This is a genomic window from Paraburkholderia sp. MM5482-R2, assembly GCF_050436125.1.
Lineage (GTDB): Bacteria > Pseudomonadota > Gammaproteobacteria > Burkholderiales > Burkholderiaceae > Paraburkholderia > Paraburkholderia tuberum.
Window position 1 is genome coordinate 1,600,787 of record NZ_JBNDLP010000002.1, and the last position, 13,546, is coordinate 1,614,332.

Below are 13,546 nucleotides of genomic sequence, written 5' to 3' on the forward strand. Positions count from 1 at the left end.
CCCATCCACAGACACGCAACGAGCGGCAAAGAGCACGCGATGAAGCAAACCGTCTGGCATCACCTGAATTTGTGCCCGCAGGGCGATCCTCGCCACACGCTCGCCGATGCCGCGATTGCGGTCGACGGCGGCCGTATCGCGTGGCTCGGCGCTTTCGCCGATTTACCCACGCCCTATGCTGCATGGCCGCGCGAAGATCTGCGCGGCACATGGGTGACGCCGGGCCTGGTCGATTGCCATACGCACCTCGTGTACGGCGGCCAGCGCGCCGACGAATTCGCGCAGCGGCTCGCGGGCGTCAGCTACGAAGCAATCGCGCGACAGGGCGGCGGCATCGTGTCGACGGTGCGCGCGACGCGCGCCGCGGACGAAGCGTCGCTGTTCACGCAAGCGGCCGCGCGGCTCGAACCGCTGCTCGCCGAAGGCGTGACGGCGATCGAAATCAAATCGGGCTACGGTCTCGATCTCGCGAGCGAGCGCAAGATGCTGCGCGTCGCGCGGCAACTCGGCGAGCGCTATCCGGTCACGGTCTATACGACGTTTCTCGGCGCGCACGCGTTGCCGCCTGAATTCGCGGGCCGAGCGGACGCGTATATCGATGAAGTCTGCAACACGATGCTGCCCGCGCTCGCGGACGAAGGCCTCGTCGATGCGGTCGACGTGTTCTGCGAGCGGATCGGTTTTTCGCTGGAACAGAGCGAGCGCGTGTTCAACGCGGCCGCGCGCTACGAACTGCCGGTCAAGATGCACGCCGAGCAGTTGTCGAACGGCGGCGGCACCGCGCTCGCGGCACGGCATCGCGCGCTGTCGGCGGATCACCTGGAGTTTCTCGACGAAGCCGGCGTCGCCGCGATGAAGGAAGCGGGCACCGTCGCGGTGCTGCTGCCGGGCGCGTACTACTTCATCCGCGAGACCCAGTTGCCGCCGCTCGAACTGCTGCGGCGCTACGAGGTGCCGATCGCGATCTCGACCGACAGCAACCCGGGCACCTCACCGGCGACTTCGTTACTGCTGGTGATGAACATGGCGAGCACGCTGTTTCGCATGACCGTGCCCGAGGTGCTGCAAGGCGTCACCACGCACGCTGCGCGCGCGCTCGGCAAGAGCGATCGGCACGGTGCGCTGCAGGTCGGTCGCGCGGCCGACTTCGCGGTGTGGTCGGTCGATTCGCTGGCGGAGCTCGCTTACTGGATTGGCCGGCCGCTCTGCGCGCGCGTCGTGCGCGCGGGCGAAACCGTTTATACGCGGCGCGAGTCGCGTGCGACCTGAACTAGAACCTGAGAGATGACGCAATCCAATCAATCGCTGTTCGCCGCTGACGCGTATCTGCCTGAGGGCTGGCGCCGCAACGTGCTGCTCGAATGGGACGCTCAGGGCACGCTGACCGCGGTCACGACGGATCAACCCGAGGCGCCGGCGGGTGTGCCGAAGGCGGCGGGCCCGCTGATGCCAGGCATGCCGAATCTTCACTCGCACGCGTTTCAGCGCGCGATGGCGGGGCTCACCGAATATCGCGCCAATGCGACGGATAACTTCTGGTCGTGGCGCGACCTGATGTATCGCTTTGCCGCGCGCATCACGCCGGAAGGCCTCGCGAGCGTCGCGCAGTGGCTCTACATCGAGATGCTGAAGGCGGGCTATACGTCGGTGTGCGAGTTCCACTACGTGCACCACGCGCAGGACGGCCAACGCTACGCGAATCAGGCCGAGCTTGCGCAACGCGTGGTGGACGCGGCATCGGCGAGCGGTATCGGCATCACGATGCTGCCGGTGCTGTATCAGTACAGCGGCTTCGGCGCGCGCGCGCCGCGCGACGATCAGCGGCGCTTCATCAATACGCCTGAGAGCCTGCTCGATCTGCTCGGCACGCTACGCGCCGCGCGCCCCGAACATGCGGCGCTGCGTTACGGCGTGGCGCCGCATTCGCTGCGCGCGGTATCGGAGGCGTCGCTGCGCGCGTTGCTCGGCGGCATCGACGCAACCGTGCCTGTCCACATCCATATCGCCGAACAAACCGCCGAGGTCGACGCGTGCCTTGAAACCGAAGGCACGCGGCCGGTGCAATGGCTGCTCGATCGTTTCGATGTGGACAGCCGCTGGTGTCTCGTGCACGCGACCCACGTCGACGCGAACGAAACGCTCGCGCTCGCGAAGAGCGGCGCGGTCGCGGGTTTGTGTCTGACCACCGAGGCCAATCTCGGCGACGGCATTTTTCCCGCGCAAGACTATCTCGACGCGCACGGCCGCATCGGCGTCGGCTCGGATAGCCATGTCGGCGTCGATTGGCGCGCCGAGTTGCGTCTGCTCGAATACGGCCAGCGTCTGACGCGCCGGCAGCGCAACGTGCTGGCGTCGGCGCAAGCTCCGCATGTCGCGGATCGTCTGTACGCGGCCGCGCTCGACGGCGGCGCGCGTGCGACCGGCCGCGCGGTCGGCGCGTTGCAGCCGGGCCATCGCGCGGACTGGCTCGTGCTCGACGCCGACCATACGAGCATCGCCGGGCATGAGCGCGAGGCGTGGCTGTCAGGCGTCGTATTCTGCGAGCACGGCGACACGCCGATCCGCGACGTCTACGCGGGCGGCGTCAAGGTCGTCGACGATCGCCGGCATCGCGACGAAGAGGGCGCCTATGCGCGCTATCGCGCGGCGCTCGCGGAACTGCTCAAATAACGGCCATGACCCGCCGAACTGATTCTCCGATCCCACCGATTCCGGACTGACATGACTGCTTCGAACCTCACGCCGGTTTTCTCGCTGCATCAGGGAAGCCTGCCGCTGCTGATCTCGATCCCGCATCTGGGCACCCAAATCCCCGCCGACATCGCGGTGACGATGACACCGGTCGCGCAACGCACCGACGATTGCGACTGGCATCTCGATCGCCTCTATGCATTCGCGAAGCGCCTCGGCGCGTCGATCCTGACGCCGACCTACGCGCGCTACGTGGTCGACCTGAATCGTCCGCCCGACGGCGCGAACCTGTACCCGGGGCAGGACACTACGGGTCTGCTGCCGGTCGACACGTTCGACAAGGAGCCGCTCTATCGCGACGGCCATCTGCCCGACGACGCCGAAATCGCGCGCCGTCGCGACGCTTACTGGAAGCCGTATCACGACGCGCTGACCGGCGAGCTCGCGGCGCTGAAGGCGAAGCACGGCAAGGTGCTGCTGTGGGAAGCGCATTCGATCCGCTCGCGCGTGCCGCGGTTTTTCGACGGACGTCTGCCGGATTTCAACTTCGGCACGTCTAACGGTGCGAGCGCCGCGCCGGGCCTGGCTGACGAGCTGGCCGCGCTGGTCGGGCGCCACGGCGGCTATACGGCGATCGCGAATGGCCGCTTCAAGGGCGGCTATATCACGCGGCAATACGGGCAGCCCGAGCAGGGCGTGCATGCGGTGCAACTCGAGCTGTCGCAGATCACGTACATGGAAGAGCGCCTGCCTTATGCATACGATGAAGACCTCGCCGCGAAGGTCGCGCCGCTGCTCGAAGCGCTGGTAACGACGGCGCTCGCTCGCGTGAAATCCGCCTGAAGCTTGTATTCCTTTCTCACCACGCGGATCACGATTGCTGCAAGAACGCGCGGCATCGCGGTCCGCGTCGGCCCGCATCGGTCAGCGTATCGCGAAGGTGTAACAGCATGTGTCCGTGATTGCGTGCGGGCGCGTTCATATGGAATGGTTTGAGCGTCGAGCGCGCACAGCGTATCGTGCGCCGGCTGTTTCAAGACGCGGCGCGCCATGAAAAAAAGCCCCGCGAAAGCGGGGCTTTTTGATGTGCACCGCGTCCATCGGACACGGTTTCACCGCCATTAGTGGCAGCGCTTTTCCCAATGATGATGCACGCGCACCTTATGGCACTCGTGCTGATGCTCATTGGCCTGAGCGGGGACGATCGTGCTCAGGGTGGCGACGGCTGCGGCGACGGCGAGAACGATTTTCTTCATTACAAAACCCTTAAGTCAGTGTTGTGGAGCAAGCCATGCAGCACGACGCGTGCCGCATCGGCGTGTAAGCATGCCACATCAAGCGGCCGCGGATAGGACCGGCGCGCGAATACGTGTGTCAATGCAACACGCGATGTGTCGTCAGCCCTGTTTTGACGCGCTTTGCGCTGAATTGGCCGGTGCGTACCGTGTCAAATGTGTACCTTCGGCATCTGGGCCCCACCGCACGCAAAGCGACGTAGCGGCATTGCACGCGACACCGCGAGACGACCAACCCTTTCAAAACGATGACATGCGCGACGCGGTCATCGATTCATCAGGCGAAAAGATGGAAGACCCAGCGATGGAAGATTCCGACGAATTGCTGCTGCCAGTCTGGCGCGCGAACCTGGTGTTGCTGACCAGCGAGGTCGGCGCCGCGAGCCGGCTCGCGCGCATGATGACGTTTTCCGCGAGCTACCTGAAGCTGATGCTGTCCGGGCAACGCGAATTCAGCGAGGAATTCGTGCGCGGCGTCGAGGCCGTCACCGGTTTGCCGGGCGGCTGGATGAACGTGCCGCACACCGGTCACGAGATCCCGCCGAATGCGCGAGAGGCGATCGACAACGAGCAGCCGCTCGCGCGCTTTCGGGGCACCGCGCATCCGGTGCGCAAGAAGACGGTGTTGCGGCCCGAGCCGATTTTTGGGCAGCCGCCGCCCGCGCGACGCCTCGAGGAAGAAACGCTCGATGTCGAAGCGCACCGCCGTCATGCGCATTTTCGCAAGGTGCGCGATCTCGCGACGCAGGAAGTGCGGCGCTTCGAGCGGCATCTGCTGCACGCGCCGGTGGAGCTTGCATCGATGCGCGCGAAGGTCGAGGACGTGATGGCCGCGGCCGAACTCGACGACCGCATTCAAGCCGACCTGGAGGGCCGGCTTGAACAGATCGACAAGCACCGGCACATGCTGCTGCGGCACGTGGAAAAACTGCAGGCGCTGCTGAGCCAGCTCGACGACGGCGAGTGAAGACGATCGACGCCGGCCGCTGCGTCGCGGGTGCGCCGGTGACTTCAATGCCGCTCGAGCCCGACGCGGCAACGCCGACTCCGGCCCGAAACGCACGGGTCGGCGATGTGCTACAACGACGACACGAACCTGTCCGAGGTGGATCTTGGGGAACGTCGTCGTCACGTTGGCGCACACGTCGATCGCGATGATCGGGCTCGCGTGCCGCGGGCGCGGCGTGCGCGCCGCGGCGTTGCTTGCCGCGGTATCCGCCGCGAGCGGCATCGCCTTGCCCCTTTGCGCGGCAGCCGGCGAAATCGTCACCTCCACCAACGAACGCGCCCCTGCGACGATCGAGCGCGACGTCCATTTGTTCGTGATCCAGAAAGACGGTTCCGTCGAGGAACACGACGACACGCTGATGCGCGCGGACACGGCCAGCGGCGTCGACGAGATCGCGCAACGCTACGTGTGGTTCAACAAGGACATCGAGCAGGTGCAATTGCTGGCCGCCGACACGATCGACCCCGACGGCACCGCGCATGCGGTCGGTCCCGAGGCGATCCGCGATGTGCAGGAGCCGCGCTCGTCCGGCGCGCCGAGCTTCGAGGACGGTGTGTTGCGCACCGTGATCTTCCCCGGCGTCACGATCGGCTCGCGCGTGCACCTGGCATTTCGCAAGACCCGCGCGAAGCCGCTGCAAGCGGGCACCTTCGCCTATCTGGTCGAGCCGTCGCTCCAGCCCGTCGACGAGCAGCGTCTGATCTTCGATCTTCCCGCCGACGTGCCGCTCTATGCGGATGCGCGCGGCTACGTCGCGATGCCGCCCGTCACCGCGAACGGCCGCACGCGCTACGAGTTCGACTACCGGCACGGCCCCTATGCGCGGCTCGAAGCGGGCGCGGTCGGCTACGCGAACTGGGGCGACCGGCTGATGGTGTCGACGGTGCCAGACTTCGCGAGCTTCGCCGCGCGCTATCGCGGTCCCGCCGAGAACGACGCGACCCGCGACGATCCCGCGATCATCGGTCTCGCACAGCAACTGACGGCCGGCCTTACCGATCCTCGCGACAAAGCCCGCGCGCTGTACGACTGGATGCGTCTGAACATCCGCTACGTCGCGCTTTTTCTCGGCGAGACGGCGGCGATTCCGCACAAGGCGGCCGACATCCTGCGCAACCGCTATGGCGACTGCAAGGACCACGTCGCGCTATACGGCGCGCTGCTCGCGGCCGCCGGCATTCGCAGCGAGCCGGTGCTGCTCAATCTCGGTCCGTACTACACGTTGCCCGAGGTCCCCGGCTACGGCGCGAGCGCGATCAATCACGCGATCATCTGGATTCCCGAACTGGCGCAATTCGCGGACACGACGGCGGGCGGCACCGCGTTCGGCTATCTGCCTGGCGGCGTCATGGACCGGCCGGTGCTGCTCGTCGACGACGGTGTGCTCGCGCGCACGCCGGCCACTCAACGGCGCGAACGCAAGGCGCGCGTGCAGATCGACATCGACGAAAACGGCACCGCACATTATGCGTACCGCGTCGAGGATCGGGGCTATACCGCGGAGCTCGAACGCAACACGTTCCGCCGCGCGACGCGCCAGGGCGCGCAGCAGCTTGCCGCCAGGCGTCTGCTGCAAGCGGGCTTGCACGGCTCCGCGCAATTGCAGACCGACGACGTCGCCGTGACCGGCGGTCCGTTCGCGACGTCGATGCAGGGCAGCGTGCCGCATCTGATCTGGCCGGACGGCACGACCGCCGTGCGGGCGCTCACGAGCCTCGCCGGCGGCATGGGCTCGCAGGTCGAGGCGTGGCTCGCGGAGCCAGTCAGAACGCAGCCGTGGGCGTGCATCGGCGGGGACTTCGATGAAACGCTGGAAATGAGCTTGCCGCGCTTCGTGCGCGTGACGGACCTGCCGACCGACAGCACGGTCGAGGACCCGTTGCTCACGTTTGCGTCGCACTACGTCTTCGATCCGGCGACGCGCACGTTGCAGGTCAACCGGCATCTGCGCGCCGCGTTCGGCCATCAGATGTGTACGCCAAACGAATTCGCGGCGATTCGCGACGCCCTCGTGCGCATCGAGCGCGATCTCGATGCCGAGGTGGTCGTCCGGGCGGCGAGCGCGAGCCAGTAGCGCGCCCCGCGCCGGCCACGCGCCGGGCAGGGCCGCGACGATCTACTGGACGTGGAGCTTAGGTGCCGCTCTTCGTCACGACCGGCACCCACGCGCCGTTCTTCACCTGATACAGCGTCGACGCGCCGCTCTTCAACGCGCCGGTGCTGTCGAACGAGATCTTGCCGGTCACGCCGTCGTAGTCGATCGACTTGAGCGCCGGACGGTACACGTTCGGCGAGTCGGATTTGGCCTGCTGCATCGCCTTGATCGCGACCCACGCGCCGTCGTAGCCGAACGGCGCATAGGACAGCACGTCCGCGCCGAAGCGCTTCTTGAACTTCGCGTTGAAGTCCTTGCCACCCGGCAGTTGCGCGAGCGGGCGGCCGTATTCCCAGGCCATCGCGCCGTCGGACGCATCGCCCGCGAGCTTGATGAAGTCCTCGTCCATCACGCCGCCGCCGCCGACCAGCTGTGCGTTCAGGCCGAGCTGCTTCATGCGCCGCGCGAAGCCCGCCGCCTGGCTGTCGAGGCCGGCGAAGAACACGAGGTCGGCATTGGCGCCCTTGAACTTGGTGATCTGCGTGCTGAAGTCGACCGCGTGGTTGTCGGTGTAGTCGCGCGCGACGATGTTGCCGCCGTGCGCCTTCACGGCCTTCTCGAACTCGTCGGCTTCGCCCTGGCCGAACGCGGTGCGATCGTCGATGATCGCGATGCGCCTGGCCTTCGTCACGTCGACGGCATAGGCGCCCGCATTGCCGGCGTTCTGCGCGTCGGTCGAAATCACCATGAAGGTGTTCGCGAAGCCGCGGCCCGTGATGATCGGATTCGTCGCGGCGGGATCGAGCACCGGAATGCCAGCCTGCTCGTAGACCTGCGAGGCCGGGATCGTCGTGCCCGAGTTGAAGTGGCCGACGACCACCGCGACGCCCGAGTCGACCAGCTTCTGCGCGGCCTGCACGCCGACGCGCGGGTCGGCCTGGTCGTCCTGCGAGACGATCTCGAAATGCGCGACCTTGTCGCCGATCTTGATCTTCTGCGCGTTGGCTTCGTCGATCGCGAGCCGCACACCGTTTTCCAGATCCTTGCCGTAGCCGGCATTGGCGCCCGTCAGCGGCGCGGCAAAGCCGATCTTGACCGGCAGGTCGTCGGCGAAACTGGCAACAGGCGCGACGGCAAACATCGCACCCACGAGCATGGCCAGCGGTTTCAGCGTGTTGCGAAGACTCATGGTCTCTCCTTGCATCGACGGTTGTTATGAAAGCGGTACGACAGCGAAGCGGTACGACACGTGAGGCCGAGGCAAGCCCTCGCGCATCGCAAGACTACGAAGGATCGCTCGCCGCTCACAATGCTGGAATACGCGCACTGGCGTTGAGCCTCGCAGCGTGTTCGCGACGTCAATCTGGGGCGAATATAGAAAGCCAAATTGCCGTCGTCTTGGCAATTCGTGGCGTTTTGGATGAGCATTTCGGCATAGGCGGCAACAGGTGCATGTGGTGCACATGGAGCGTGCGTGAGGCATGCAAGCTGGCTTGCCGTGCGAAGGTCCGCCTGGGCTGCGGATTACGGCATATGCTTAAGAAGCCGGCGCGAGCGCGCCGGCCGGTGTTGCGGTGTTGCGTTGTCGGAGGAGATTCGAGCCTTTTGCCTAGCGCTCGCCTTGCTGGCGCAGCAGCTCTTCACGCAGACGCAAAAGCGGCGCCTTCGTGTCTTCGTCGGCCCACGTGTCGAGATCGTCGATTGCGCGCTGGCAGCCGTCGAGCACCACGTCGAGATCGACCGGCACGCCGTTGTTCAGCGCGAATTCGATCGTCTCGGCGAACTGCTGGCAGTCGTCCTCGCCGTACGAGATGTCGAGATTGTCGGCGATGATTTCGGCGATATTGCTGCGTGCCTTGTCGTCGGCCGTCACCATGTCGACGATGCCGCGCGCGACGGCGGCCGAGTAGTAGAGCGCGATATCGAGCCATTGCGCGGGATCGAAGTCGGGCTGGTCGAACTGGTTCTCGAAGAACTCGATCGCTTCCTGTTCGTGCGCTTCGTCCGCGTCGACGCTGATGCACAACTGCTCAAAAAATTCTTCCCGCTCGCTGCGGATATGACCGTCCATCGAATGCCTCGTCTGCTGAATGCCGGATGCTGAAAATGCCGTGGCGCGAGGGCGCAAGCCCTGGTCCACGCGGCACGCATTATAGGACGGCCGCCAGCAGGGTGCTGGCGAGGGCGCTCGGCAACGAGCGACGTGCCTAAGTTATCTAAGCCGTTTCCGCGACCCACGCATCGAACCACTCGCGCGGCTGGGCGATTTCATTTTGCATCGCCACCAGTTCGAGTTCATAGCGTCCGGCCTGCCAGGTCGCCTTGACGACCGCATTGACCGCGGCGAGCGTGTGCTCGAAGGCCGAGCGGATCGAATCGCCGAGCAGCGTGCGCGCGACGAAGACCGCGCTCGTCAGATCGCCGACGCCGACCGGCTGGCGCGCGAACGGATAGAGCGGACGCTGTCCCATCCACGCTTCGCGTTCGGTGACGACGAGCATGTTGAAGCGGTCAGCGGGACTGTTGCGATCGAGCAGATGCTTGACGAGCACGAGCTTCGGCCCACGCGCGAGCAGCTCGCGGCACGCGGTGACGGCTTCCTCGAACGTCTCGATCTCGCGACCGACGAGGCGCTGCAATTCGATGTGATTCGGCGCGATCCCGTCGGCGACTTGCGGCATTTCTTTCACGAGGAATTCCTGGATGCCGGGCTCGACCTTGTAGCCGCCCGTGGCGCCCATCACCGGATCGCAAAAGTACCAGGCGCGGGGATTGGCCGCCTTCACGGCCTTGACGATGTCAATCACCGCTTGCGCCTGTTCCTTCGTGCCGAGATAGCCGGAGACCACTGCGTCGCAGCGCGGCAGCATGCCGATCGCGCCGATGCTGTCGACGAGATCTTCCATCTGCGATGCGTCGATCGCGCTGCCGCTCCAATGCCCGTATTGCGTGTGATTCGAGAGCTGCACGGTGTTGAGCGGCCACACGTTGACGCCGAGCCGGCACATCGGAAACACGGCCGCGCTGTTGCCGGCGTGACCGAACACGACATGGGACTGGATGCTCAGAACGTTTTTCGTCATGGTAAGGCTCGCGCAACCGGTCATGCGCGGTCAACAAAACACTGGAAGGGGAGGCTCGCGCGGGCGGGCCGATGGCCCGGGCGCCGTGCGGCAGACATGCCTGATACAGATGGTGCAGGAAAAACCCACGAACTGCATAGCCGGCAAGCCAGCAAACGATACAGGAGTTTGACAGCCGCGAGTTGATCCGTCCCCGTGCTGTTGCGCCGAACCATCAAACGCGCGTGAAGATTAACGAAACCTGACAGTTCAGCGTGCGGCCGGATGCTTCAGACGAGTTCGCGATACAAGGCCAGATAGCGGTCGGCCGACGCGCCCCAGCCGAAGTCCCGGCGCATCGCGCGCCGCTGCGTGGCCTTCCATTCGGTGCGGCGTCCGTACAGCGCGAACGCGCGGCGGATCGCCGAGGCCAGTCCCTTCGGATCGAAGCGTTCGAACACGAAGCCGGTGGCGAAATCGTCGGCGAGGTTTTCGAGCGATGCGTCGGCGACCGTATCCGCGAGACCGCCGATGCAGTGCACGAGCGGCAGCGACCCGTAGGCGAGCGCATAGAGCTGGGTGAGCCCGCACGGCTCGAAGCGCGACGGCACCGCGACCACGTCGCTGCCGGCGATGATCGTATGCGCGAGGGTTTCGTCGAAGCCGAGCTCGACCGCGACCGATTCCGGATGCGCCTGCGCGACCATCCTGAGGCCATTCTCGAGCGCCGGATCGCCGGTGCCGAACACGACCAGTTGCCCGCCGCGCTTGACGATCTCGGGCACCGCGCCGAGCAGCAGATCGAGGCCCTTCTGCTCGGTCAGCCGGCTGACGACGCCGAACAGCAGCGCGTCGCTTCTCTGCGCGAGGCCGAAGCGCTTTTGCAGCGCTTCCTTGCAGGCGAGCTTGCCCGCCAGCCTCGACGCGCTGTAGTGCGTCGCGAGCAGCGTATCGGTGGCGGGATTCCACACCGTGTAGTCGACGCCGTTCAGGATGCCGCTCAGATCGTGCGCACGATGGCGCAGCAGTGCATCGAGCCCGCCGCCGTGCGCGAGCGTCTGGATTTCGCGCGCATAGGTCGGGCTGACGGTCGTGATGCGCTCGGCGTAGTAGAGCCCCGCCTTCAGGAACGACAGCTGACCATAAAACTCGACGCCGTGCATGTTGAAGAAATCGTGCGGCAGGCCGAGCAGGCCGAACTGATGCGCGGGAAAAATTCCCTGGTAGGCGAGGTTGTGGATCGTGAACACGCTGCGCGCGGGCGCGCGGCCGTGCTCGCGTTCGGCGGCCTTCAGGTAGGCGGGCGCGAGCCCCGCGTGCCAGTCGTGCGCGTGGACGATCTGCGGCGACCACGTCGGGTCCGTTTGCTGCGCGAGTTGCGCGGCGACCCAGCCGAGCAGCGCGAAGCGCTGCGCGTTGTCGCCGTACGGCACGTGTTCGTCGTTCAGATACGGGTTGCCGGGGCGGTCGTACAGCGACGCGGCGCGGATCACGTAGACGGCCAGCCCGTTGGTGGGCAGCGTGCCGCGTTCGAGCGTCACGTTCGGCGCGCCGAAGCGGCTGCCCAGTTGCGCGACCGGCTGCAGATCGCGCAGGCCGGCGAGCACGGCCGGAAAGCCCGGCAGCAGCACGCGCACGTCGGCGCCGCGCTCGATCAACGCGGACGGCAGCGCGCCCGCGACGTCGGCGAGACCGCCCGTTTTGAGGAGGGGATACAGCTCGCTTGCGACGTGCAGGGCGCGAATCGTCATAGGCCGGGTCTCTGTCGGGGTGGCAGGGTTGCTCGGGGTCGGCAAATAGTCAGCGGTGGTTCGGGCGAAGCCGGGTGAAGCAAGGTGAAGCCTGGCCGGCGGCGCGTGGCCGCCGGCGCGGGCAGGTGGCGGGGCGCGCTACTCCGGATGCTGGCGCAACGCCTCCTGCGTGACCAGCACGACGCCTTCGTCGGTGCGATAGAAGCGCTCGGCGTCGCGCGCCGGGTCTTCGCCGATCACCGTGCCTTCCGGAATCGTGCAGCCACGGTCGATCACGACCTTCTGCAGGCGGCAACTCGCGCCGACCGTGACCTGCGGCAATAACACTGCCTCATTGATATTACAGAACGAACTCACTTTCACGTTCGATGACAGCACCGAGCGCGAAATCTGCGAGCCCGAGATCACGCAGCCGCCGCAGACGATCAGATTGTTGCCCGAGCCCTGCAGCCCCTTCATGTCGCGTACGAACTTCGCGGGCGGCAACTGCTCCTGGTATGTCCAGATCGGCCATGACTCGTCGTACAGGTCGAGCGTCGGTATCGTCGAGGCGAGGTCGAGGTTCGCGGCCCAGTACGCGTCGATCGTGCCGACATCGCGCCAGTACGGCTCGACGCTCGGGTCCGACGACACGCACGACATGCTGAACGGATGCGCGATCGCCACGCCCTGCGTGACGACGCGCGGCAGGATGTCCTTGCCGAAGTCGTGATCGGTATCGATTGCGGCGATGTTCTCTTCGAGCTGCGTGTACAGGTAGTCGGCGCTGAACACGTAGATGCCCATGCTCGCGAGCGCCGTGTCGGGGCGACCGGGTATCGCAGGCGGGTCGGCCGGTTTTTCGACGAAGCCGGTCACGCGGCGATTTTCGTCGACCGCCATCACGCCGAACGCGACCGCTTCCATGCGCGGCACCTCGATACAGCCGACCGTGCAGTCGGCGCCGCTGTCCGCGTGATCGGCGATCATGCGCGTGTAGTCCATCTTGTAGATGTGGTCGCCCGCGAGCACGACTACGTACTTCGGGCGGATCGAGCGGATGATGTCGAGGTTCTGGAACACCGCGTCGGCGGTGCCGCGATACCAGTGCGCGCCTTCGACGCGCTGCTGCGCGGGCCACAGGTCGATGAACTCGCCCATCTCGCCGCGCAGGAAGCTCCAGCCGCGCTGCAGATGCCGCAGCAGCGAATGGGCCTTGTACTGCGTGACCACCGCGATGCGGCGGATGCCGGAATTCAGGCAATTGGACAGCGCGAAGTCGATGATCCGGTATTTGCCGCCGAAGTGCACCGCCGGCTTCACGCGCTTGTTCGTGAGCGGGCCGAGCCGGGTACCGCGTCCGCCGGCGAGGACGATCGCGAGGGTAGTGCGTTGTAAGTCGTTCAGCCGTGCCGGAGTATTCATATTTGTCTCCTGTCGATCGGAGTGAGCCCTTCAGCACTCGCTCCGACCGCATGCAAGATGGTTGCTTGATTGATATACCCCCGGGGATGATCTGGTCGCTTCCTCTGCGCTGATGATTCGGGCTGCCTGGCAGTCGTGCCGCATTGCCGTTCTTCGCTGCCTGTTTTCGCGGGTCCCTCAGTCAGTTCTAGCACCGATTGGACGCGAGCGAATAATGTTTATTGCGAGGGCCGCGTGGC

General features: G+C 65.9%; 11 protein-coding genes. 5 read left to right on the forward strand and 6 right to left on the reverse strand.

Annotated features, from left to right (window positions below; translation table 11 throughout):
- Positions 1–39: 39 nt before the first annotated feature.
- The 3 genes from hutI to hutG are packed head-to-tail and all read left to right on the forward strand — an operon-like array spanning position 40 to position 3,534.
- Entirely contained in the window at positions 40–1,269 is a 1,230-nt protein-coding gene (gene hutI / locus OKW37_RS10305; RefSeq protein WP_429406665.1) for an imidazolonepropionase, read from the forward strand.
- A gap of 15 nt (positions 1,270–1,284) precedes the next feature.
- Positions 1,285–2,670 carry a formimidoylglutamate deiminase gene (locus OKW37_RS10310; protein WP_429406663.1) on the forward strand — a complete coding sequence of 462 codons (1,386 nt, stop codon included), beginning with the start codon at positions 1,285–1,287 and terminating at the stop codon, positions 2,668–2,670.
- Between the two features lie 51 nt (positions 2,671–2,721).
- The gene (hutG, locus tag OKW37_RS10315; protein WP_184062086.1) at positions 2,722–3,534 is read left to right on the forward strand and encodes an N-formylglutamate deformylase; all 813 of its coding nucleotides are present in this window, start codon (positions 2,722–2,724) and stop codon (positions 3,532–3,534) included.
- A gap of 278 nt (positions 3,535–3,812) precedes the next feature.
- On the opposite strand, the gene OKW37_RS10320 is transcribed toward hutG, so the two are convergent.
- Positions 3,813–3,947 carry a hypothetical protein gene (locus tag OKW37_RS10320; RefSeq protein WP_260321281.1) on the reverse strand — a complete coding sequence of 45 codons (135 nt, stop codon included), beginning with the start codon at positions 3,945–3,947 and terminating at the stop codon, positions 3,813–3,815.
- A 343-nt stretch (positions 3,948–4,290) separates the two neighbouring features.
- Here OKW37_RS10320 and OKW37_RS10325 point away from each other — a divergent pair, with 343 nt between their 5' ends.
- Both OKW37_RS10325 and OKW37_RS10330 read left to right on the forward strand, forming a co-directional pair.
- The gene (locus OKW37_RS10325) at positions 4,291–4,953 is read left to right on the forward strand and encodes a hypothetical protein (RefSeq protein ID WP_187612009.1); all 663 of its coding nucleotides are present in this window, start codon (positions 4,291–4,293) and stop codon (positions 4,951–4,953) included.
- 187 nt (positions 4,954–5,140) lie between these two features.
- Positions 5,141–7,069 (forward strand): DUF3857 domain-containing transglutaminase family protein, encoded by a 1,929-nt coding sequence (locus tag OKW37_RS10330; protein WP_429408446.1) that lies wholly within the window; start codon positions 5,141–5,143, stop codon positions 7,067–7,069.
- 58 nt (positions 7,070–7,127) lie between these two features.
- On the opposite strand, the gene OKW37_RS10335 is transcribed toward OKW37_RS10330, so the two are convergent.
- From OKW37_RS10335 to glgC, 5 genes are all read right to left on the reverse strand, one after another.
- Positions 7,128–8,279 carry a branched-chain amino acid ABC transporter substrate-binding protein gene (locus tag OKW37_RS10335; protein ID WP_090803969.1) on the reverse strand — a complete coding sequence of 384 codons (1,152 nt, stop codon included), beginning with the start codon at positions 8,277–8,279 and terminating at the stop codon, positions 7,128–7,130.
- A gap of 420 nt (positions 8,280–8,699) precedes the next feature.
- Positions 8,700–9,161 carry a hypothetical protein gene (locus OKW37_RS10340; protein ID WP_090803970.1) on the reverse strand — a complete coding sequence of 154 codons (462 nt, stop codon included), beginning with the start codon at positions 9,159–9,161 and terminating at the stop codon, positions 8,700–8,702.
- A 145-nt stretch (positions 9,162–9,306) separates the two neighbouring features.
- Entirely contained in the window at positions 9,307–10,173 is an 867-nt protein-coding gene (gene pdxY / locus OKW37_RS10345) for a pyridoxal kinase PdxY (RefSeq protein WP_090803972.1), read from the reverse strand.
- A 269-nt stretch (positions 10,174–10,442) separates the two neighbouring features.
- Positions 10,443–11,903: a glycogen synthase GlgA gene (gene glgA / locus OKW37_RS10350; protein ID WP_429406660.1), complete on the reverse strand. Its 1,461-nt coding sequence runs from the start codon at positions 11,901–11,903 to the stop codon at positions 10,443–10,445.
- A 138-nt stretch (positions 11,904–12,041) separates the two neighbouring features.
- Positions 12,042–13,307 (reverse strand): glucose-1-phosphate adenylyltransferase, encoded by a 1,266-nt coding sequence (gene glgC, locus OKW37_RS10355; RefSeq protein ID WP_184062082.1) that lies wholly within the window; start codon positions 13,305–13,307, stop codon positions 12,042–12,044.
- Positions 13,308–13,546: the final 239 nt, after the last annotated feature.